Source organism: Tessaracoccus pujii, from assembly GCF_055326215.1.
On sequence record NZ_JBUZNP010000013.1, the window covers coordinates 44,625 to 64,435 of the forward strand.

Sequence of the window (19,811 nt, forward strand, 5' to 3'; positions counted from 1 at the left end):
CCCCATGCCCGAGGCAATCGACCCCGACTTCGACGTCATCGTGGTGGGCGCCGGGGTGGCAGGCTGCGTCGCCGCCTACCAGCTGGCCAAGGCAGGGCTGGAGGTCGCTCTGATCGAGCGAGGCGAAACCCCCGGCTCCAAGAACCTCTCCGGAGGCGTGCTCTACAGCACGGTGATGGACCAGGTCTTCCCAGACTTCCTCGCCCAGGCGCCCATCGAGCGGCGAATCGACCGCAACCAACTCTGCTTCCTCAACGCCGACTCCTGGGTGGCCATCGACTACGCCGACGAGCGGCTCGGCAAGGCCGGGACAGCTGTCACAGTCCTGCGGGCCCGCCTGGACGCCTGGCTGGCCGAGCAGTGCGAACTGGCCGGTGTGGCTGTGATGGCAGGCGTCCGCGTTGATGCCCTGCTGCGCGAGGGCCCTGCCGAATCCCCCCGCATCGTCGGGGTGCAGGCCGGGGAGGATGAACTCCGAGCCCGCGTCGTTGTGGCCGCCGACGGAGTGAACTCGTTCCTCTGCCGCGACGCCGGACTCAGGCAGCAGCCACCGCCCCACCATCTGGCAGTCGGCGTGAAGGCCCTTGTCCGACTTCCTCAGGATGCGCTGGAACAACGGTTCGGCCTGTCGGGTGACAGCGGCGCAGCACTGGCCGTTGTCGGCGCCTGCACACAGGGCATCGGTGGTGGCGGCTTCCTCTACACCAACCGCGACTCGATATCGGTGGGAGTGGTGCTCCGCCTCGACGACCTCGTCGCGAAGGGGGCCAGCTCCAACGAGGTCTTCGACCAGTTCCTGCAACACCCGTTCGTCGCCGGGAAGCTCGAAGGCGGCGACCTGGTCGAATACGGCTGCCACATGGTGGCTGAAGGAGGCAGGGAGATGCGCCGACGTCTCACCTGGGATGGCCTCGTGGTGGTCGGGGATGCCGCAGGATTCACCATCAACAACGGGCTGACCGTGCGGGGGATGGATCTGGCCGCCGGCTCGGGGATCGCGGCCGCCACCGCCATCTCGGCCGCCATCACCGCCGGCGACACCTCGGCGGCCGGCCTGGCCCGATATGACACCGAGCTGGACGCCGGCTTCGTCGGCCAGGACATAAAGACCTACGCCAGGGCGCCGAAGTTCCTCGAGAGCGAACGCCTCTACGGCGCCTACGGCGAACTGCTGGCCAACGTGATGCACGGCGTGTTCAACGTCGACTCCAGTCCTCGCAAACACCTTGCCGCACTCGCCCTCCACGAGCTGAAGAAATCACCGGTGCGGTTGGGCCAACTGGTCTCAGACGGCTGGGGGGCGGTGAGGGCACTGTGAAGCTTGCTCCATTGTCTGAGCGCCTTGCCGGGAACCGCTTCGTCACCGACGAGGAGGAAACCCACATCGTCGTCAACGACGACCTGGCCCGCGCCACCGGCACAGCGAAGCGACTGATCGACGTCTGCCCAGCCGGGGTCTACTCCTGGGCAGCTGACGGGACGATTGCCGTTGAGTACGCAGCCTGCCTCGAGTGCGGCACGTGCCTCGCCGTCGCCTCCCCCGGGACACTCTCCTGGCGGTATCCACGCGGAGGGTTCGGCGTCCAGTACCGCGATGGCTGAGCGCGCACCGCTCCCCCACAGGATCCAGAGCAACACAGGAAGAGACACAACTGATATGACCGAAGAGATCGTTCTTGCCGGAGCCGTCCGCACAGCCATCGGCAAATTCGGCGGCGCACTGGCCGGCACCTCACCGGTAGAGCTGGGCACCGCCGTGATCGCCGAGGCGCTGCGCCGCGCCGGTGTGGCCGCAGCCGAGGTGGACGAGGTGATCATGGGCCACGTCCTGCAGGCGGGAACCGGTCAGAACATTGCTCGGCAGTGCAGCGTGGGTGCCGGGATCCCGATCGAGGTTCCTGGTTTGACGGTGAACAAGGTGTGCGGATCCGGATTGTCGGCGGTCAACCTCGCTGCGGCGCTGATCCGCTCGGGCGAGGCAGAGGTCGTCGTCGTCGGGGGCGTCGAGAGCATGTCCCGGGCGCCGTACCTGCTCGATAAGGCACGGTTCGGCTACCGGCTCGGCGAGGGAAGGCTGATCGACACGCTGCTGAGTGAGGGGCTCACAGACAGCTTCAACGGCTACCACATGGGGATCACGGCCGAGAACATCGCCGAGCGTTACCAGATCTCACGCGCTGACCAGGACGCTTTCGCGGCCACGAGCCAGCAGCGGGCCGCGGCAGCCCAGGCTGCGGGCACCTTTACCGCCGAGATCCTCCCGATGGAGGTGCAGGTGGGGCGGGAGCGCGTCGCCTTCGACACCGACGAAGGTGTCCGCGCGGGCACGACCGCGGCCTCCCTGGGCAAGCTGCGTCCGGCCTTCAAACCGGACGGCACCGTGACCGCAGGGAACGCATCAGGCATCAGCGACGGCGCGGCTGCTCTCATTGTTCTCAGCGCGAAACGGGCACGAGAGCTCGGCGTGACGCCGATGGGCACCTGGCTCGGTGGCGCGGCCGCCGGTGTGGACCCGGCCGTGATGGGCCGCGGCCCAGTCGAGAGCACCCGCAAGGTGCTGTTCAAGACCGGCACCAACCTCTCCGACATCGGCATCGTGGAACTGAACGAGGCCTTCGCCGCGCAGTCGCTCTGCGTGATCAGGGAGCTGGGCCTCGACCCGGAGCTGGTCAACGTGCACGGAGGCGCGATCGCCCTCGGCCATCCGCTCGGCGCCTCCGGCGCCCGCATCCTGGTGACGCTGCTGCACGAGCAGCGGCGCGCGGGGATCGAACTGGGGCTGGCCTCCCTCTGCATCGGCGGCGGCATGGGAATCTCGACGCTCGTCCGGATGGGTGAGTGAACATGTCACTGGTCACCTACGAACTCGTTGATCACGTCGCCACGCTCACCATCGATCGGGAGCGTGCGCTCAACGCCCTGAACCACGACGTCCTCGTCGAACTCGGCGAGGCCCTTCAGCAGGTCCGCGACGATGGCCCGCGCTGCGTGATCGTGACCGGCGCCGGGAGCCGCGCGTTCGTCGCCGGCGCCGACGTGCGGGAGATGGCGACGATGACCCGACGCGAGGCCGCGGCGTTCAGTGAACTCGGCAACCGGGTCTTCCGGGCACTGGAGCGGCTGCCGATGCCATCCATCGCCGCGGTGAACGGCTACGCCCTCGGGGGCGGCTGCGAGTTGGCGATGAGCTGCGACATCCGGCTCGCGTCCACCAGGGCGGTGTTCGGCCAGCCGGAAGTGGGCCTGGGCATCACGCCCGGCTTCGGCGGTACCCAGCGACTCGCCCGTCTGGTGGGCGGGGGCATCGCCCGTGAACTGCTGTTCTCCACCCGTCGGATCGACGCGGCAAGGGCGCGGGCGATCGGGCTGGTGAACGATGTACTCGCTCCGGAGGAGCTCATGCCCGCAGCGCAGCAACTTGCTGCGGAGATCGCGGCCCAGGCGCCGATCGCGGTACGCGCGACGAAGGAGGCGCTCAGCCTGGGCCTTCAGACCGACCTGGACACAGCCTTGGCCATCGAGGTAACCCAGTTCGCGGCCTGCTTCGAGACGACCGACCAGCGCGGGGCCATGGCGGCCTTCGTAGACAAGCGCAAGGCTGATCCGTTCCAGGACCAGTGACGGCGCCAGCCGACCATTTTCAATCGAATGAGGAAAGACATGCTTATAGGAGTGGTTGGAGCCGGCACCATGGGCTCAGGAATCGCAGAAGCCCTGGTCCGGCACGGTGGCTACCAGGTGTTGCTCAGCGACGCGACGGAGGAGCTGGCCAACCGTGGCAGGGACCGGATCCTCGCCAGCCTGAAGCGACAACTTGCCAAGGGCAGGCTCACCGAGGCCGACGTCTCCGACATCACCGGCCGGCTCAGCACCTGCCTCGTGGACGGCCTCAAGGACTGTGACCTGGTCGTCGAGGCGATCATCGAGGTGATGGCAGCCAAGCGCCAACTGTTCGAACACCTGGACGTCATCTGTGGCCCTGAGGCCATCCTCGCCACGAACACCTCCTCGCTGTCGGTCACAGAGATCGGTCGGGGACTGAACCACGCAGTGGTCGGCATGCACTTCTTCAATCCCGCACCCGTGATGAAGCTCGTCGAGGTGATCGCCGGGGCCGGCACACCGCCAGCCACCGTTGAGGCCGTGAGGGACATCGCTGTGGCCATCGGCAAGACCCCGGTCACCGTGCAGGAGGGCGCCGGGTTCGTGGTCAACCGGATCCTCATCCCGATGATCAACGAAGCGATCGAGGTGGTTGCCAACGGCACGGCCACGATCGAGGACATCGACGCCGCGATGCAGCTGGGAGCCAACCACCCCATGGGCCCGCTGGCGCTGGGCGACCTGGTGGGTCTGGACGTTGTGTTGGCGATCATGGAGGTACTCCAGAGCGAGACCGGCGACCCCAAGTACCGGCCGCACCCGCTACTGCGCAAGTACGTCCGCGCTGGCTGGCTAGGCCGCAAGACCGGGCGGGGCTTCCACCACTACCCCGCCTCCTGAGCCCTGGACGGAACCCTCGCCCAGCAATGAACGGGCGAACACTAGATGATGCCTCGGATGGACGCCCGCTGAGGGCGACTCACCAGATGTAGGCACGGAACACGAGCCCGGAAGGGGCGAACAATGCGGATTGCCATCGGCAACGACCACGCCGGCTACAGCCTGAAGTTGGAGGTCGTGGAACACCTGCGCGCGATGGGCCACGAGGTGGACGATCTCGGCCATCACGGTGCCGACCGCGCCGACTACCCGACATACGGACGCGCCGTAGCCGAGGCCGTCGCCTCAGGGCTGGCGCCGAGAGGCATCGTGATCTGCGGTTCCGGGGTGGGTATATCGATCGCCGCGAACAAGGTCCTGGGCATTCGCTGCGTCTGCTGCAGCGAACCCTACTCCGCGCGTCTGTCGCGACAACACAACAACTCAAACGTCCTCGCGCTCGGCGCACGGGTGGTCGGGACGGGCCTGGCGATGATGATCATCGATACCTGGCTCGAGGCCGACTTCGAAGAGGGCGGCCGGCACGCAGACCGGCTGGCGCTCATCAGCGACATCGAGAGGGAGCGTTCGCCTCTCTGAATTCCCAGACAGCGACCAAGGCGGCGGCGACAACAGCGCCGCCGTCTGTCCCGTCGTTGAACAGAGCCAGCTCCATCCGCACGGGGTGGTGTCCAGCGGTGCGGCCAGGCTCTTCTCCGCCGCGCCGATCCCGATTCGGCCTAATTCCTGCCAGATTGACGCTCTGTCCGGTGCGTGATAGACATTGAGTCACAGGTGACCGTGAAAGCTCAGTGTCGAGCGGCTCGCCCTGTCAATCAAGTCGTCACGGCTCGTTTTGCAGCCAGAACCAACAATGGCGCGGTCGTCCGCCGAGCGAGGAGGTGCACCGCGATGGATCCTCATCACCCCCTCGTGCGGATGTCCGGCATTACCAAGTCCTTTGGAGCGGTCAAGGTTCTGCGCGGAGTCGACCTCACATTGACGGCGGGCCAGGTGCACGCCCTCATGGGCGAGAACGGCGCCGGCAAGTCCACCTTGATGCGCATCCTGATGGGGATCTACCAGGCCGACGACGGCGTCATCGAGCTCGAAGGCGAACCGGTGCAGTTCCGGTCCGCCGGCGAGGCCCTGCACCACGGTGTGTCGATGATCCACCAGGAACTCAATCCGGTGCTCGACCAACCGGTGTTCGAGAACCTCTTTCTCGGCCGCGAGCTGAGGACCCGGGCCGGACTGGTGGACAAGCGCCGGATGAGGGAAGAATCGCGCGCGCTGCTGGCCCAGCTGGGGCTTGCCACGGACCCGAACACCTTGCTTCGAGCGCTGTCCGTCGCCAAGCGGCAGCTCGTGGAGATTGCGAAGGCAATCTCTGTAGGGGCGAAAGTCATCGTGATGGACGAACCGACTTCTGCGATCACCGAGTCAGAGGTGGAGGTCCTTTTCAGGGAGATCAGGAAGCTGCGCGATCGAGGCGTTGGAGTGATCTACATCTCTCACAAGATGGAGGAGATCTTCCAGATCAGCGACGCCATCACCGTGATGCGCGACGGGCAGATGGTGGCGACCGGGCCCGCTTCCAGCTTCAACCGAGCATCGCTCATACGTCACATGGTCGGCCGCGATCTCAATGACGCGTTCCCCAAGGTCGACACTCAGTTCGGGCCCGAGGTACTCCGGGCCCAAGGCTTCACGTCCGGGGTACGCGTCAAGGACGCGGAGATGAGTGTGCGCGCCGGGGAGATCCTCGGCATAGCCGGGCTGGTGGGAGCGGGCCGCAGCGAACTCATGGAGTGCATTTTCGGCCTACGCCGCAAGGAGTCGGGTCGCATCTTCATCCGAGGCAAGGAGGTGAGGATCCGCTCTCCGCGTGACGCCATACGCCATCGCCTCGCGTTCCTTACGGAGGATCGGAAGTCGACCGGGCTGAACCTGGTCGGCTCCGTCCAGGACAACATCACCGCAGCCACCCTCCGCCGGTTCGCGCGGGGTGGATTCCTGCGGACGCGTCTGCAGCGAACTGCGGCGACGCGCTTCGTCGACCGCCTACGGATCAAGACCGCGGGCCTGGGACAGGCTGTTCGACTGCTGTCCGGGGGCAACCAGCAGAAGGTCGTCCTGGCCAAGTGGCTGCTGAGCGAACCGGACATCATCATTCTGGACGAACCCACCCGTGGCATCGACGTCGGCGCGAAGCGGGAGATCTACCTGCTCCTCGGCGAACTCGTCTCCCAAGGGAAAGCCGTGATCCTCATCTCCTCCGAAATGCCGGAAGTAATGGGCTTGGCCGACCGGATAGTCGTCATGGCTCAGGGTCGAGTCACTGGCGAACTCCACCGATCCGAGTTCTCCCAGGAGCAGATCATGCACCTCGCAGCGACCTTCGAAGGATAACCATGCCCACAATGCCTCGCAGCGGAATCAACGCACAGTTGAGCTCTCTTCTCCGCAACTATGGGATCGTCCTCGTCCTCGTTGTTCTCGTCGTCGTGTTGACGTTCCTTTCGCCGGACATGGTATTCGCCTCACCGAAGAACCTGGTGACGGTACTCAAACAGGCGGCGATCAACGGGATTCTCGCGATGGGCATCATGTTCGTCATCGTCTCTGGGGGGATCGACCTCTCCGTGGGTTCGATCGTTGCCCTCGCCGGTGTGGTCGCTGCCGCCTTCGCTCACCCCGGGGAATATCCGCTGATCGTGTCGATCATGCTGGCTGCACTGGTTGGGGCGGCCGTGGGTGCGTTCAACGGTGTCGCCGTGGCAGTGGGGCATATCCCACCGTTCATCGTCACACTCGGGACGATGACGGTGGTGCGGGGCTTGGCGCTGATCGTGTCCGGCGGCGTGCCCGTCTCCAACGTCTCCCCCGAGTTCGAGGCCCTCTCCGGCCTCGTCGGATCGATACCACTGCTGGCGATCTACTACGCCGTCGTGATCGCAGTGTGCGCCGTTGTGCTCAACCGCACCGTCTTCGGACGCCACGTGTACTCAGTGGGCGGCAACGAGGTAGCAGCCGAGGTCTCCGGCATCTCCGTGCGGTGGGTGAAGATCGGTGTCTACACGATCTCCGGGCTCCTGGCGGGCATCTGCGGGCTGCTCAACGCGTCACGCACGATCACGGGCGCACCCAACGCTGGCGTCTCCTACGAGTTGGATGCCATCGCCGCCGTTGTCATCGGCGGGGTCTCCATGGCCGGCGGACTGGGCAGGTGGTACGGCGTTGTCGTCGGGGCACTCCTGATCGCCGTCATGGGAAACGGGCTCGACCTTCTCGGTGTCGACTCCAACTATCAGCAGGTCGTCAAGGGCCTGATCATCATTCTCGCTGTGTTCTGGGACATCCGGGGCAAGCGGAGCCTACGGCTCGAAACGTAGAACCGAAACAATCCGCACGATTCGAAGGGAATCGACAATGAAGCAACGCACCCTGGTGGCACTCGTCAGCCCACTACTGACGGTTGCCCTCCTGGCCGGCTGTTCCAGTACACCCGGAACATCGGGCTCTGACGCAAGCACCGGCGCCGGCACCCAGAGGGTCAAGATCGCTCTGGTCATGAGCCATCTGACCAACTCGTTCACCACGACGTTCTCGGCATCCGCCAAGGCCGAAGCCGAGAAGTTGGGGGCCGAACTCACAGTCTTCGACGGCAAGAAGGAACAGGCCACCCAGAACGCGGCCGTCGAGACGGCGATCACCCAGCAGTTCGACGGCATCATGGTGGAGCCGGGGTCCGTTGACGGCATCCGGCCCGCCGTCGAAGCCGCGAATGCAGCCGAGATCCCGATCATGACGGTGGTCCAGAAGATGACCGAGCAGGACCTTGCGAAGGCCTACGTAGGAGGCGACGACGAAGCCGCGGGCGAGATGCAGATGCAAATGGCGGTCGACGCGATCGGCGGCCAAGGAAGCATCGCCGTCCTGTGGGGTCCGATGGGCTCCGACGCGCAACTCATCCGCAAGAAGGGCTACGACACTGTCCTGGCCGCCAACCCTGGTGTTGAGATCATCTTCGACAGCACCGCGAACTGGGTAACCGACGAGGCTCTGAAGCTCACGGAGAATTGGCTTCAGACGGGCAAGCAGATCGACTACGTCGTGGCGCAGAATGACGCCATGGCTATCGGCGCCGCCAAAGCTGTCCAAGACGCGCAACTGGATATCCCTGTGAGCGGGATCGACGCGACACCTGAAGGCCTGCAGGCGATCAAGGATGCGCGGCTCGCCGGCTCGGTGTCCCAAGACACCGTAGGCATGGGCCAGCTCTCGAGTCAGATCATGCTCGAGGCAATCAAGGGTGAAGCCGTTGAGCCCACCACGCTCACCACCCCGGTCTGGGTGACCACGGAAAACGTGTTCAAGTTCGAGTGACCATGGCGCCGGTTCGGACTGGCCGTTGGACTCCGTTTCCCAGACCGAACCCTACGCAACCGTGCCAGGCTGCGCGTGGGGAGCCCGAGTTCGACGGGGCGACCGCACTCGCGCAGCCTGGTGGTTGAAGGTTACGTTCTTCGGGCCAGCGCTTCTGGAACTCCGATAGCCGCTTCCGCGTGGCGAAGTGCCTGGACAACCGGCAGTTGTTCACCGGAGAGGAAGCGCAGCAGCGCGCCCCCGCCGGTACAGACGTAATCCAGATCATCGATGACCGCGAACGCGTGGGCCGCGGAAATACTGTCGCCGCCACCCACCACTGAGAATGCCTGCGAGCCTGCTACGTGGCGCCATACCTCCCGGGTGCCGTACGCGGACGGGGCGGCTTCGAAGACGCCCATCGGGCCGTTGACGAAGACCGTGGCCGCGGCCTGGATGAACTCGGCGAACCGGGCCACGGTCAACTCGCCGATGTCGACGTAAGACTCGGCATCCTGGAGGCTGTCCACTCCCACCTCTCGACGTTCGCCCTCGACGACGCAGGCGAGGTCAACCGGCAGCACTATCCGGCCGGAGTAGGACATGAGGACGCGCCGTCCCTCGTCGATGTACTGCGCCAGCCCCTTGTCGCGGAGGAAGTCCATGGACGCGGCGCCGATCTCGTGGCCCTGGGCGGCGAGCATGATGTTGCCCACGAGCCCACCACACAGAACCGTGTCGGCGCTCCCCGTGGAGAGCACCCTCTCCATCATGGAGAACGCGTCCTGCACCTTGGCGCCGCCCAGAATGAAGACGCAGGGTCGATCGGGCGCCTCCATGATCCCGGATACCACGCCATACTCACGCTCGAAGAGCCGGCCCATGCACGAGGGCAGAACCATCTCGAACCCGCAGAGCGTCGGCTGTGCCCGGTGAGCCGCCGCGAACGCGTCGCACACGTAGAGGTCGGCCAGGGGCGCGAGCTTCTCGACGCACAACGTCGAGGCCATCTGCTCCATCGTCAGGTTCAGCCTCGTCTCGAACAGGGTCTGCTCCTCCGCGACGAACCGGACGTTGTCGAGAAGCAGGATCTGGCCAGGCTTGAGCCGAGCGATCGCCTCCCTCGCGGCAGGACCGACGACGTCGTCGATGAACATCACGTCGCGGCCGAGGTACTCCTCCAGATAGGAGGCATGCAACCTTGTCGTGTAGTAGTTCTGGTATTCGACGTCGCTGCCCTGGTGGGCGAGCAGCACCAGCTTCGCACCACGGTCAGCCAACTCGCTGACCGTGGGCAGGCAGGCCCGGATGCGGGTGGTGTCCTTGAGGCGCCCAGCCGCCTTGTCGACGGGCTGGTTGATATCGATGCGACACAGGACCGTCCGACCTGCAACCTCGAAGTCGTCGAGGGTCAGGATCTGGTACTTCATGGCCCGTCAGGCCTTGGCCATACCGAGGTATCTGTTGGTCAGGGCGAGGCCCTCGAGCCGATCCTCCTGCATCCGCATGGAGGCACGGATCGCGTCGATGTTCTCCGGGATCACGACGGCCTCCTGCGGGATGTTGATGGCGAACATGATGTCGTTGCCGGACATCACCACCGACTCGTCCCACGCGGCCACTTCGTACATGTCTCCGCGCGGGTTGCCGAGGTCGCGGGCGTACTTGAACAGCGAGGCGTTGCCGAGGAAGCCCTTGGCGAGGCTGACCACCCTGATGCGGCCATGCTCGTTGAAGAGCTCCAGCAGGCTGGCCTTGTCGATCGACTTCTTCGGTGTCACCAGCACCGTGATGATGTGGCCGTGGGTCACAGGGGTGTGCACCAGGATCCCCGTCGTAGTTACGTGCGGCATGATCGTCATCAGATCGAGGGCCTGGTGGCTCGGCGCCGCTTCGACCTGCAGCGCGTTGGTCAGGCCACGGTTGTAGTCGCCGGGATCAGCCACCCGCCGGATGATGGTGATCGCGACACGCTCGGCGCCGACGGCCCGGTCGATGCAGTCGACCACCCGGATCAGACCGGTGGTGTTGCAGCTGGTGAGCTTGAGGAACTGGGCACCCACGCCCTGCTCGTAGTTGGCATAGCCGTGGAAGAAGACGTCCGCAACCGAGTTCTGCTCGCCGCCCTGGAAGATCGCCTTCTTCCCATGCTTCAGATAGAGCTCCTTGTTCCGCGCGCCCACGCCGGCATTCGTTGCGTCCAGCATGATGTCGACGCTCTCTACGAGGTCCTCAAGTGACCCTGCGATCGGCACGCCTGCATCTTCGAGGAGCGAGCGATTCTCAGGCTGGGCATTGAAGAACCTGTACGGCATGCCGCGCTCAACCAGAGCCTGAACCGGCAGCGTCGGTGCCACGTCCGCAACCCCGACCAGTTCCATGTCCTCCTGCAGGACAACACCGTCAGCAAGACGCTGCCCGATGGTGCCGTAGCCGGCTACACCCACACGTACTTTCTCCATGAACGGTCCTCTACCTAGTGATTCGTCTGTTGGGTCTCAGTTGCTGGTCCGGGCAGGAGGGCCTCACGGCACGACCTTGCGGCGGCCCGGGTCGCCGGGGGCAAGCAGATTGATCTGCTCGATGATCGCGGCGGTCATCTCGGCCGTCGTCGCAGTGCCACCCAGGTCGGCGGTTCGAACGCCGGCCCTCAGCGCCGCTTCGAAGGCCTGGATCAGGTGGTGAGATGCGCCGGGCTCGCCGAGATGCTCGAGCATCATGGCTCCCGACCAGATCTGCCCGATCGGGTTCGCGATGCCGCGACCGGCGATGTCAGGGGCTGACCCATGCACGGGCTCGAACAGCGAGGGGTGCCTTCCCTCTGGATTGAGGTTGGCGCTCGGCGCGACGCCGATCGACCCGGCGATCGCACCGGCAAGATCCGACAGGATGTCGCCGAAGAGGTTCGAGGCGACGATGACATCGAACTCCGCCGGGCGAAGGACCAGGCGGGCTGCGAGCGCGTCGATCAGCATGCTGCGGCTCTCCACACCGGGGTAGTCGCGGCCAACCTCAGATACGACCTCGTCCCAGAAGGGCATCGTGTGGATGATCCCGTTGGACTTCGTCGCCGAGGTGAGAAGCCCTCGCCTGCGTGCCGCCAGCTCGTAGGCGTACTTCGCGATCCGCGTGATGCCCCGTCTGGTGAACACGTTCTCCTGGATGGCCATCTCGTCGGGCAGGCCGACGAACGCCCTGCCTCCCATCTCGGAGTATTCGCCCTCGTTGTTCTCCCGCACGATGACCAGGTTGATGTCGTCGCCGCCCCGAACCGGAGAGGGCACGCCTGGCAGCGCACGCACCGGCCGGAGGTTCACGTACTGTTCGAAGGTCCGCCTGATGGGGATGAGCAGGCCCCAGAGTGTTTCGGTGTCGGGGATCTCTGGAATGCCCACGGCGCCGAGGAAGATGGCGTCGTGCCCCGCAAGCGTCTCCAGGCCGTCAGCGGGAAGCATGCGACCGTGTTGAAGGTAGTAGTCGGAGCCCCATTCGTAGTTCACCCACTCGAGCTGCAGGTCATAGGCGGGTAGGAGCTCACCGATGCAGTCAATGGCGGCCGGCACCACTTCCTTGCCGATCCCATCCCCGGCGATCACCGCGACGCTCTTGGACCTCATGATGCTCCCGTCGCCCATGACCAAACCGCATACAACCCAAGGCTAGCCTCGATGTCTCACGGTTGTTCGAGATCCGTGGTGATTCAGAGAAGTTCATACAGGATGTCATCGTTTCGCCCTCTTGGCCTCGGTTCGGATCACCTCGTGATCCCCGATTTCGCTATCGACACCCCCTGTATGGACCACGCGCCCCGCAGAAAGGGGCTAACGTTATGACCCAAGCGGACAGACTGTCCGTCCCGTAGGAGGAGGTAGTCATGGCCGTCGTCACCGTGTCCCGTCAGCTCGGTAGCCAGGGTGGCCGCATCGCGCAGGAGCTTGCTCTCCAGCTCGGCTACGACTTCGTGGACAAGTCGACGATCAACAAGGTCATCCGCCAGTACGGTCTCACCCGGCTCGACGCGATCTACGATCACAAACCCAAGATCTGGGAGTTGTTCAACGACGACAGCGCCACCACCATCCAGATGATGAATGAGACCATCGCCGCTGTCGCGGCCCGCGGCAACGTGGTGATCCTTGGCCGGGGCGGCTTCAGGGTGCTCCAGGGCATGGCGGACGTGGTGAACGTGTTCGTGAAGGCCCCGGAGGCGCTGCGAGCCGAGCGGGTCGCCAAGCGCAACGGCATCAACGTCACCGAGGCGGCCGCGTTGATCAAGGCCGATGACGAGATCCGCTCCCGGTTCATCCGGCTCTTCTACACCGCGGACTGGGCCGACGAGTCCAACTTCGACCTGGTGATCGACACCGAGACCACTTCTGATCGAGTCGCGATTGCTGAGATCACGGCGGCAGTTGCTGCCTTGCCGGCCCCCACCGTTGGGGAGCGCACCGCCGCCTCGATCTCGGCCGACCCTGTGCTGGCGAAGACCGTCGCAACGGTGATGGCCCGCAAGTCGCCAAAGTCCGGCTCACCCGCACCCCTCAGCCAGGAGACGCCAGCGCCCTGACTCTGAGAGGCCAGCAGTGAGAGAAGGCAACGCAACGCGGCAGCCAAAGAGGTGACCGCCACCCGCCCGTGGATCGCAATGCTGTCGCACTCGACGCCTCCTGCAATGTGCGGCGACGACCTGGAGTAGGCGGGCGCGGGGCGCCAAAGGGAAGGCGCGCTCCTCAGAGCGGGCCCCCCGACAGACCCGCGCATGACTGGAGTGCCTGGCCCTCCCCTGCCTTGCCGTTATCCATCTGCGCGCAACAAGCGGCGCCCTTCCGTCTGCCACCCAGGGCGCCGCCTACACGGAGCCCACCTAGTGGCCTATCGGTCCATTGACAGAGAGTCCACGCCCGCCGTGGACCTGACCTTCAAAATCCTCACGAGCCGTCGCGGCTGAACGAGGCGACTTGTGCTCGACAGCATGGAGGGTTACTATCAACCTGTGGCCGGAGTGTCCATTAGGCGAGACTTAGAACGGCTCACGCAACCTCAGAAGGAGCTTCAAAGATGAAGGTCGGTCTCTATCTGGTCGCACTCCACGACCTCGCGCTTCCGGCGGCACTCGATCAGATGGTCGCCTGGGGCATCACCGACGCAGAGGTGGCATCGGGTGGGTTCGTTCCCACGCCGCACTGCCCCACGCGTCAGCTCATCGACAGCGCTGACCAGCGCCAGGAGTGGGCGGCTCAATTCGAGGCCCGGGGTGTGCGCCTCACCGCCTTGAACTGCAACGGGAACCCGCTGCACCCCGATCCCCGGGTGGGCCCAGTGCACACCCAGGACCTGCGAGAGTCCATCCGGCTCGCCTCACTGCTCGGGGTGGACCGGGTGGTCGCGATGCCTGGCGGACCCGGAAGCGGACCCGAGGCGACCCGTCCCACCTGGACAGTGGCACCCTGGGAGAGCGGTCTGATCGACGTCCGCGACTACCAGTGGAGCGTCGCCACCCCCGCGTGGCGCGAACTCGCTGCCGAGGCGGAAGCCCACGGGGTGAAGCTCTGCATCGAAATGCACCCCCACTGCGTCGCCTACAACCCGCCGACGCTTGCCCGGCTGATTGAGGAGGTCGGCTCGGACGCTCTCGGCGTCAACCTCGACCCCAGTCACATGTTCTGGCAGGGAATCGATCCGATCCGCGCCGTCGAGCAGCTGTCCGGACGGATCTGGCAGGCCGCGGCCAAGGACACCATCCTGAACGCCGAGTCGATCGCGCGCTACGGCGTCCTGGACGACCGATTCAGCCGGATCCCAGAATCCGAGAACCCCTACCCACTCGGCGAGGGCTACACCACCACGCGACCCCCCGCAGATGCACCCTGGCAGTTCGCCGCCGCCGGCCGCGGCCATGACACCAACTGGTGGGCCGGCTTCATCGCTGCGCTGCAGCGGGCCGGGTACGACGACACCATCTCGATCGAAAACGAAGACTGGGATCTCAACACCGAAGAGGGGATCGTCTACGCCGCCGGCACACTCAACGACGCCCTCAAGCTCATCAACACTGAAGGAGAGGCTCACCGTGCCCACGCATGACACAACAGGAAGCAACGCCAAGGCGCTTCGCATCGCAATGATCGGCAGCGGCCTCATGGCGAAGTCGCACACCCTCGGATTCCGCAACGTCGAGGCGGTGTACGGCGAGTTGCCGCTGAAGCCCGAGCTGAGCATCCTCATTGATGCCAACGAGAAGATGGCGGAGGATGGCGCTCGGACGCTCGGCTACGCGAAGTGGGGCACAGATTGGCGTGACGCCGTCGCGGACCCCGACATTGACCTGGTCGACATCGTCACCCCGAACTGGCTGCACTTCGAGATCGCCATGGCGGCCATCGCGGCCGGCAAGGACGTGTACTGCGAGAAGCCCCTCGCCCTCACTGCGGCCGACGCGGAGACCATGTACCTGGCCGCCAAGGAAGCCGGCGTCCGTACCATCGTGGGGTTCAACTACGTGCGGAACCCGGCGATTGAGTACGCCAAGGAGCTCATCTCCTCAGGAGCGCTCGGCGACATCTGGGCCTTCAAGGCCACGTTCGCGCTTGACGCCGTCACGGACCCGAGTGTGCCGTTCACGTGGCGCTTCGAAAGGGCACGGGCAGGCTCTGGTGCCCTGGGCGACCTCGGCGCCCATATCGTCGCCCTCGCCCACGAACTGGTCGGGCCGATCAAGACGGTCAGCGCTCTCAGCACGACGGTCATCACCGAACGCCCCGAACCCGCTGGAGTCTTCGGATACGGCACCAAGGCCGCGGAGAGCGCCCCGCTTCGCCAGGTCGAGAATGACGACATCATCCAGTTCCTGGCACAGTTCGCCAGCGGCGCTGTCGGCACATTCGAGGCGAGCCGGGTCGCGACCGGGCGCGCCTACGAGCTAGCCGTCGAGGTCACCGGAAGCAAGGGCGCCCTGCGCTTCACGCAGCAGGACGCCTACAAGCTGGAGCTCTACCTGGCAGAGGGTGACGAGCTGCAGCGCGGATTCCGTGACGTCCCGATGGGCCCTGGTCACGGCGACTACGGGAAGTTCTGGCCATTCGCCGGGGCCCCGCTGGGCGTTCACGAGCTGAAGGTGATCGAGATCCACGAGCTGATCGATGCCCTCTCGTCCGACCGTGATCCCATGCCAGGTTTCGAGGACGCGTGGCGCGTCAGCGTCGTCCTCGATGCGGTCGAGGAGTCGGCGGCCGGGCGGCGCTGGGTTGACGTACCCGGAGTCTGACACACGGATCTCGCGTCGTCCTCGCTGGCTGGCTGTTTGACAACGGAGGGACATCCGCCCTCAGGCACGACGCGAGCCTGTCGGTTGGGGCTCCGGGACCTGGAACCCCAACCGACTACCCAATTATCGCTGCGAGTCGAGCCACAGCGGCCCGTGCTGACACGAGGAAGACAGACCAAATGACGGAGAACTTGAAGGCCACTTCGCCGGATAGCGACCAGACTGCGCGGTCAACGACCGGATACCGGCTGGCTGCCAGCGCCGAGATGATCTACCTGGACTTGCCGTTCATCGACAGGGTTCGGCGTATCCATGACCGTGGCCTGCTCGTCGAGATCTGGGGCTGGGCGGACAAGGACATCGAAGCTCTCGCCGCGTCCCCAGCCTCGATTGTCTCCATGACCGGGTATCTCAGCGGCAACCTCACCGAGGACGACGGGATCGCGACGTTCCTCTCGACGGCCGAGAGGTCGATCGAGGTAGCCAAAATGCTCAACTGCCCGAGCCTTAACGTGCATGGCACCGGCCTGGGCGAGGGAGGTCTCCCGGTCAGGCCTGTCGACGTCGTCACTCCCGCCATGTGGCTTCGCGCAGCCGACACCCTGCGCCTCCTGGCCGATCTGGGTGCGAAGCACGACAAGGTGTTCACCTTGGAGAACCTGAACCTTCCGGTGGACCACCCCGGTACACCGTTCGCGCTGGCCAGTGACACAAGAACCCTGGTGTCCGCCGTCAACTCCCCGAATCTCAGAATGAACCTGGACCTCTACCACGCCCAGATCGGTGAGGGGAACCTGATTGAACTGGTCAAGGCGAGCCAGCCGTGGATCGGCGAGATCCAGGTCGCGGACGTCCCAGGGCGCTGCGAACCCGGCACAGGCGAACTCAACTACGCCGCGGTCGCCCGCGTGCTGAGAGACATTGGCTACACCGGCGTGGTCGCGATGGAGGCCTTCGCCAAAGGCGATTCGGACGCTGCCCTGGATGCCTTCACGGCAGCCTTCGCCTGACCGCCGCGGGAGATCCTCACGTTGCGATTGTGGGGGCACTTCCAGCCTCGCGGAAAGCGCCGAACGGCGAAGGCTCGCCGAACCCGCCCCCGGCCAGCCACAGGGCGCCCGTAGACTCGCCCGCGACACGGGGTGCCCCCGCAGATGAGGGGCTGAGAACACACCCGCGAACCTGATTCAGGTAATTCTGACGGAGGAACTGTCCTGTGACCACCCGTACGCTCCCCCCTCCTTGGCGTCGATTCGTGACCGCCCTCGCCACCATCACCGTAGTCACTCTGGGTTCCGCCGGGTGTGGACCCGACGCCGGTGCCGCGATCTCCGCCGACACCACCGCGGTGCGCTTCGCCCTCGACTGGACCCCCAACACCAACCACACCGGCATGTACGTGGCACTTGAACGCGGCTACTTCGACGAGACCGGGATCGAGGTGGAACTCCTGCCGTTCAACCAGTCCCTGCCCGACCAGCTGATCGACGCCGGCCAAGCCGAGTTCGGCATCAGCTTCCAGAGCAACTTCACGGTCGCGAAGGCCGCGGGCGCCGAGGTCGTCTCCGTCATGGCCGTGCTGCAGAAGTGGGCCACCGCCATCGCCGTGAAGGCCGACGGCGGCATCGCCCGCCCGGCCGACCTCGACGGACGCACCTACGCCGGATTCGGTGAACCTGCCGAGGAACTCATGATGCAACGGGTCATCCAGGCCGACGGCGGCGCAGGGGCCTTCGAGACGGTCACCCTGGGCACGTCCGCCTACGAGGCCCTCTACGCAGACCGCGCGGACTTCACGGTCCCCTTCCTCGCCTGGGAGGGCATCGAGGCGGAGCACCGGGGCTACCCGCTGCGCTACTTCCATTACACCGACTACGGCTTCCCCGACACCTACAACGTGATCGTGTCCGGGAGCCCAGAATGGATCTCGGAGCACCCGGACGAGGCACGCGCGTTCGTGACCGCCCTGGTCCGCGGCTACGAGTTCGCCGCCGACAGCCCCGACGAGGCCGCCCAGATCCTCATCGACGCCAACCCCGGCTTCTTCACCGACACCGATCTCGTCATCGAAAGCCAGCGCATGCTCTCCGACGAATACCTCACCGACGACGCAGGACGCGTGGGCACCCAGACCGAAGACACGTGGCAGCAATACGGTCGCCTCCTCGTCGACAACGGCCTCCTCGACGGCCCCGACGGCCGGCCGCTGACCACCGAACCGGACTGGGCCGACTACTTCACCGATGACCTCATCGGCTGACCGGGCCGGACGAGGCGGGCGCCTTCGCGACTGCGAACCCCTCCGGGTGGGATGGCCGGTGGGGGTGAGCGTGGCCGTCCTGCTGACGCTGTGGGAGCTCGCGGTGGCGGTGTTCCAGCCCCGGCCATCGATCCTGCCGCCACCGAGCCGCATCGTCGAGCAGGCGCTCCTCCACGCCCCCGAGCTGGCCGAGCACACCTTGGCCACCCTCATCGTGACCCTGGCGGGGTTCACCTGCTCGCTCGCCTTCAGCTGGGCGGTGGCCATCACCGTCGACTTCAACGACACCCTGCGCCGGGCGATCACCCCGCTCCTCGTCGCGTCCCAAACCATCCCGATCATCGCGATCGCGCCCCTGATGATCCTGTGGTTCGGGTTCGGTCTGCTGCCGAAGGTACTGCTCGTGGTGCTCGTCACGTTCTTCCCCATGCTGCTGGGGCTGATCGAGGCCTTCCGCGCCACGCCCTCCGGGAAGGCGGAACTCCTCGCGAGCATGGGAGCCACCCGCTGGCAGCAGTTTCGATTCCTGCGGCTGCCTCAGGCAATACCGGCGTTCTTCACCTCGCTGCGGATCGCCGTCACCTACGCCGTCGTCGGCGCCATCTTCGCCGAGTACGCCGGCTCCACCGCCGGCCTCGGCGTCTACATGGCAGTCCAGAAGAACGCCTTCCGAACCGACCTCGTGCTGGCCGCCGTCGCGACCACCGCCGCGGTTAGCATCACCCTCTTCGCACTGGCCGTGCTCGCCGAACGACTCGTCGCCCCATGGGCACTACGAGTCCGGCAGGACACCGCAGGACGGCGCCGGTGAACGCCCCCATCCTCCAGGTGCAGAACCTCAGCCACCACTACCCCGACGGCACCGCCACGCTCGACGCCCTCAGCTTCGACCTGCACGAGGCCGAAGTGGTCTCCCTCATCGGCCCCAGCGGCTGCGGAAAGAGCACCCTGCTCCGCGTCCTCCTCGGACTCGAGCAACCCACCACAGGGCAAGTGACCCTGCGCCCGGGCACCCCGGAGCACCCCTTCGCCTACTACGCCCAGGACGACAACCTCTTCGAATGGCGCACCGTCGTCGACAACGCCGCGCTAGGCCTCGACGTAGCCCGGCGGAATCGGGCAGCGAGCAGGGCCCTGGTCCGCGCCATGCTCCTCGAGTTCGGCCTCGACGGCTTCGGCGACCACTTCCCCAGCCAACTGTCCGGGGGCATGCGACAACGCACCGCCCTCCTGCGCACCGTCGCCCAACACCGCCCGATCCTGCTGCTCGACGAGCCCTTCAGCGCCCTCGACGCCCTCACCCGCTCCGACTGTCAAGGGCCACTGGTTTCTGCCCGGAGGCGGACATGAAACCTGCCCGGTAGCGGTCACGAGAAGTGCCCGGTGGTGGCCATGGGATCTGCCCCAGGGGGTTGTTGGCCATCCACCTCGGTCGAG

Annotated in this window: 19 protein-coding genes and 1 riboswitch; of the genes, 16 read left to right on the forward strand and 3 right to left on the reverse strand. The window is 65.8% G+C overall.

Features of this window, described 5'->3' with window-relative positions; all coding sequences use genetic code 11:
- The first annotated feature begins 4 nt into the window (after window positions 1-4).
- The 9 genes from ACZK5N_RS13700 (at window position 5) to ACZK5N_RS13740 (ending at window position 8,871) form a co-directional block, all read left to right on the forward strand.
- Complete coding sequence (locus ACZK5N_RS13700; RefSeq protein WP_459017714.1) at window positions 5-1,318, forward strand: FAD-dependent oxidoreductase; 1,314 nt, start codon at window positions 5-7, stop codon at window positions 1,316-1,318.
- 11 nt (window positions 1,319-1,329) lie between these two features.
- A complete protein-coding gene (locus ACZK5N_RS13705) occupies window positions 1,330-1,602 on the forward strand; it encodes a ferredoxin family protein (RefSeq protein WP_459017715.1) in 273 nt (90 codons plus the stop codon).
- Between the two features lie 55 nt (window positions 1,603-1,657).
- Complete coding sequence (locus tag ACZK5N_RS13710; protein ID WP_459017716.1) at window positions 1,658-2,842, forward strand: acetyl-CoA C-acyltransferase; 1,185 nt, start codon at window positions 1,658-1,660, stop codon at window positions 2,840-2,842.
- Window positions 2,843-2,844: 2 nt separating this feature from the next.
- Entirely contained in the window at window positions 2,845-3,621 is a 777-nt protein-coding gene (locus ACZK5N_RS13715) for an enoyl-CoA hydratase-related protein (RefSeq protein WP_459017717.1), read from the forward strand.
- Between the two features lie 39 nt (window positions 3,622-3,660).
- The gene (locus ACZK5N_RS13720) at window positions 3,661-4,503 is read left to right on the forward strand and encodes a 3-hydroxyacyl-CoA dehydrogenase NAD-binding domain-containing protein (RefSeq protein WP_459017718.1); all 843 of its coding nucleotides are present in this window, start codon (window positions 3,661-3,663) and stop codon (window positions 4,501-4,503) included.
- Window positions 4,504-4,626: 123 nt separating this feature from the next.
- Window positions 4,627-5,082, forward strand: coding sequence for a ribose 5-phosphate isomerase B (rpiB, locus tag ACZK5N_RS13725; protein WP_459017719.1), 456 nt, complete (start codon window positions 4,627-4,629; stop codon window positions 5,080-5,082).
- A 339-nt stretch (window positions 5,083-5,421) separates the two neighbouring features.
- Window positions 5,422-6,894 carry a sugar ABC transporter ATP-binding protein gene (locus ACZK5N_RS13730; protein ID WP_463625144.1) on the forward strand — a complete coding sequence of 491 codons (1,473 nt, stop codon included), beginning with the start codon at window positions 5,422-5,424 and terminating at the stop codon, window positions 6,892-6,894.
- Between the two features lie 2 nt (window positions 6,895-6,896).
- Window positions 6,897-7,877: an ABC transporter permease gene (locus ACZK5N_RS13735; RefSeq protein ID WP_459017721.1), complete on the forward strand. Its 981-nt coding sequence runs from the start codon at window positions 6,897-6,899 to the stop codon at window positions 7,875-7,877.
- A gap of 37 nt (window positions 7,878-7,914) precedes the next feature.
- The gene (locus tag ACZK5N_RS13740; RefSeq protein ID WP_459017722.1) at window positions 7,915-8,871 is read left to right on the forward strand and encodes a sugar ABC transporter substrate-binding protein; all 957 of its coding nucleotides are present in this window, start codon (window positions 7,915-7,917) and stop codon (window positions 8,869-8,871) included.
- 131 nt (window positions 8,872-9,002) lie between these two features.
- On the opposite strand, the gene ACZK5N_RS13745 is transcribed toward ACZK5N_RS13740, so the two are convergent.
- The 3 genes from ACZK5N_RS13745 to ACZK5N_RS13755 all read right to left on the reverse strand — a co-directional run bounded on the left by ACZK5N_RS13745 (window position 9,003) and on the right by ACZK5N_RS13755 (window position 12,467).
- Window positions 9,003-10,280, reverse strand: coding sequence for a phosphoglycerate kinase (locus tag ACZK5N_RS13745; protein WP_459017723.1), 1,278 nt, complete (start codon window positions 10,278-10,280; stop codon window positions 9,003-9,005).
- Between the two features lie 6 nt (window positions 10,281-10,286).
- On the reverse strand, window positions 10,287-11,312 hold the full coding sequence (locus tag ACZK5N_RS13750) for a type II glyceraldehyde-3-phosphate dehydrogenase (protein ID WP_459017724.1): 1,026 nt from the start codon (window positions 11,310-11,312) through the stop codon (window positions 10,287-10,289).
- Window positions 11,313-11,375: 63 nt separating this feature from the next.
- The gene (locus tag ACZK5N_RS13755; RefSeq protein ID WP_459017725.1) at window positions 11,376-12,467 is read right to left on the reverse strand and encodes a tartrate dehydrogenase; all 1,092 of its coding nucleotides are present in this window, start codon (window positions 12,465-12,467) and stop codon (window positions 11,376-11,378) included.
- Window positions 12,468-12,724: 257 nt separating this feature from the next.
- Between ACZK5N_RS13755 and ACZK5N_RS13760 the strand changes: the two genes are divergently transcribed.
- The 7 genes from ACZK5N_RS13760 to ACZK5N_RS13790 all read left to right on the forward strand — a co-directional run bounded on the left by ACZK5N_RS13760 (window position 12,725) and on the right by ACZK5N_RS13790 (window position 19,724).
- Window positions 12,725-13,417, forward strand: coding sequence for a cytidylate kinase-like family protein (locus tag ACZK5N_RS13760; protein ID WP_459017726.1), 693 nt, complete (start codon window positions 12,725-12,727; stop codon window positions 13,415-13,417).
- Window positions 13,418-13,908: 491 nt separating this feature from the next.
- Complete coding sequence (locus ACZK5N_RS13765) at window positions 13,909-14,934, forward strand: sugar phosphate isomerase/epimerase family protein (RefSeq protein WP_459017727.1); 1,026 nt, start codon at window positions 13,909-13,911, stop codon at window positions 14,932-14,934.
- Window positions 14,921-16,114, forward strand: coding sequence for a Gfo/Idh/MocA family protein (locus ACZK5N_RS13770; protein WP_459017728.1), 1,194 nt, complete (start codon window positions 14,921-14,923; stop codon window positions 16,112-16,114). Before ACZK5N_RS13765 ends, ACZK5N_RS13770 begins: the two co-directional genes overlap by 14 nt.
- Window positions 16,115-16,293: 179 nt before the next feature.
- A complete protein-coding gene (locus ACZK5N_RS13775) occupies window positions 16,294-17,124 on the forward strand; it encodes a TIM barrel protein (protein WP_459017729.1) in 831 nt (276 codons plus the stop codon).
- A 118-nt stretch (window positions 17,125-17,242) separates the two neighbouring features.
- Window positions 17,243-17,341, forward strand: a riboswitch (TPP riboswitch).
- 28 nt (window positions 17,342-17,369) lie between these two features.
- Window positions 17,370-18,374, forward strand: a complete 1,005-nt coding sequence (locus ACZK5N_RS13780) for an ABC transporter substrate-binding protein (protein ID WP_459017730.1) — start codon at window positions 17,370-17,372, stop codon at window positions 18,372-18,374.
- Window positions 18,375-18,438: 64 nt separating this feature from the next.
- Window positions 18,439-19,185, forward strand: coding sequence for an ABC transporter permease (locus tag ACZK5N_RS13785; protein ID WP_459017731.1), 747 nt, complete (start codon window positions 18,439-18,441; stop codon window positions 19,183-19,185).
- Entirely contained in the window at window positions 19,182-19,724 is a 543-nt protein-coding gene (locus ACZK5N_RS13790; RefSeq protein WP_463625143.1) for an ATP-binding cassette domain-containing protein, read from the forward strand. Before ACZK5N_RS13785 ends, ACZK5N_RS13790 begins: the two co-directional genes overlap by 4 nt.
- Window positions 19,725-19,811 lie beyond the last annotated feature (87 nt).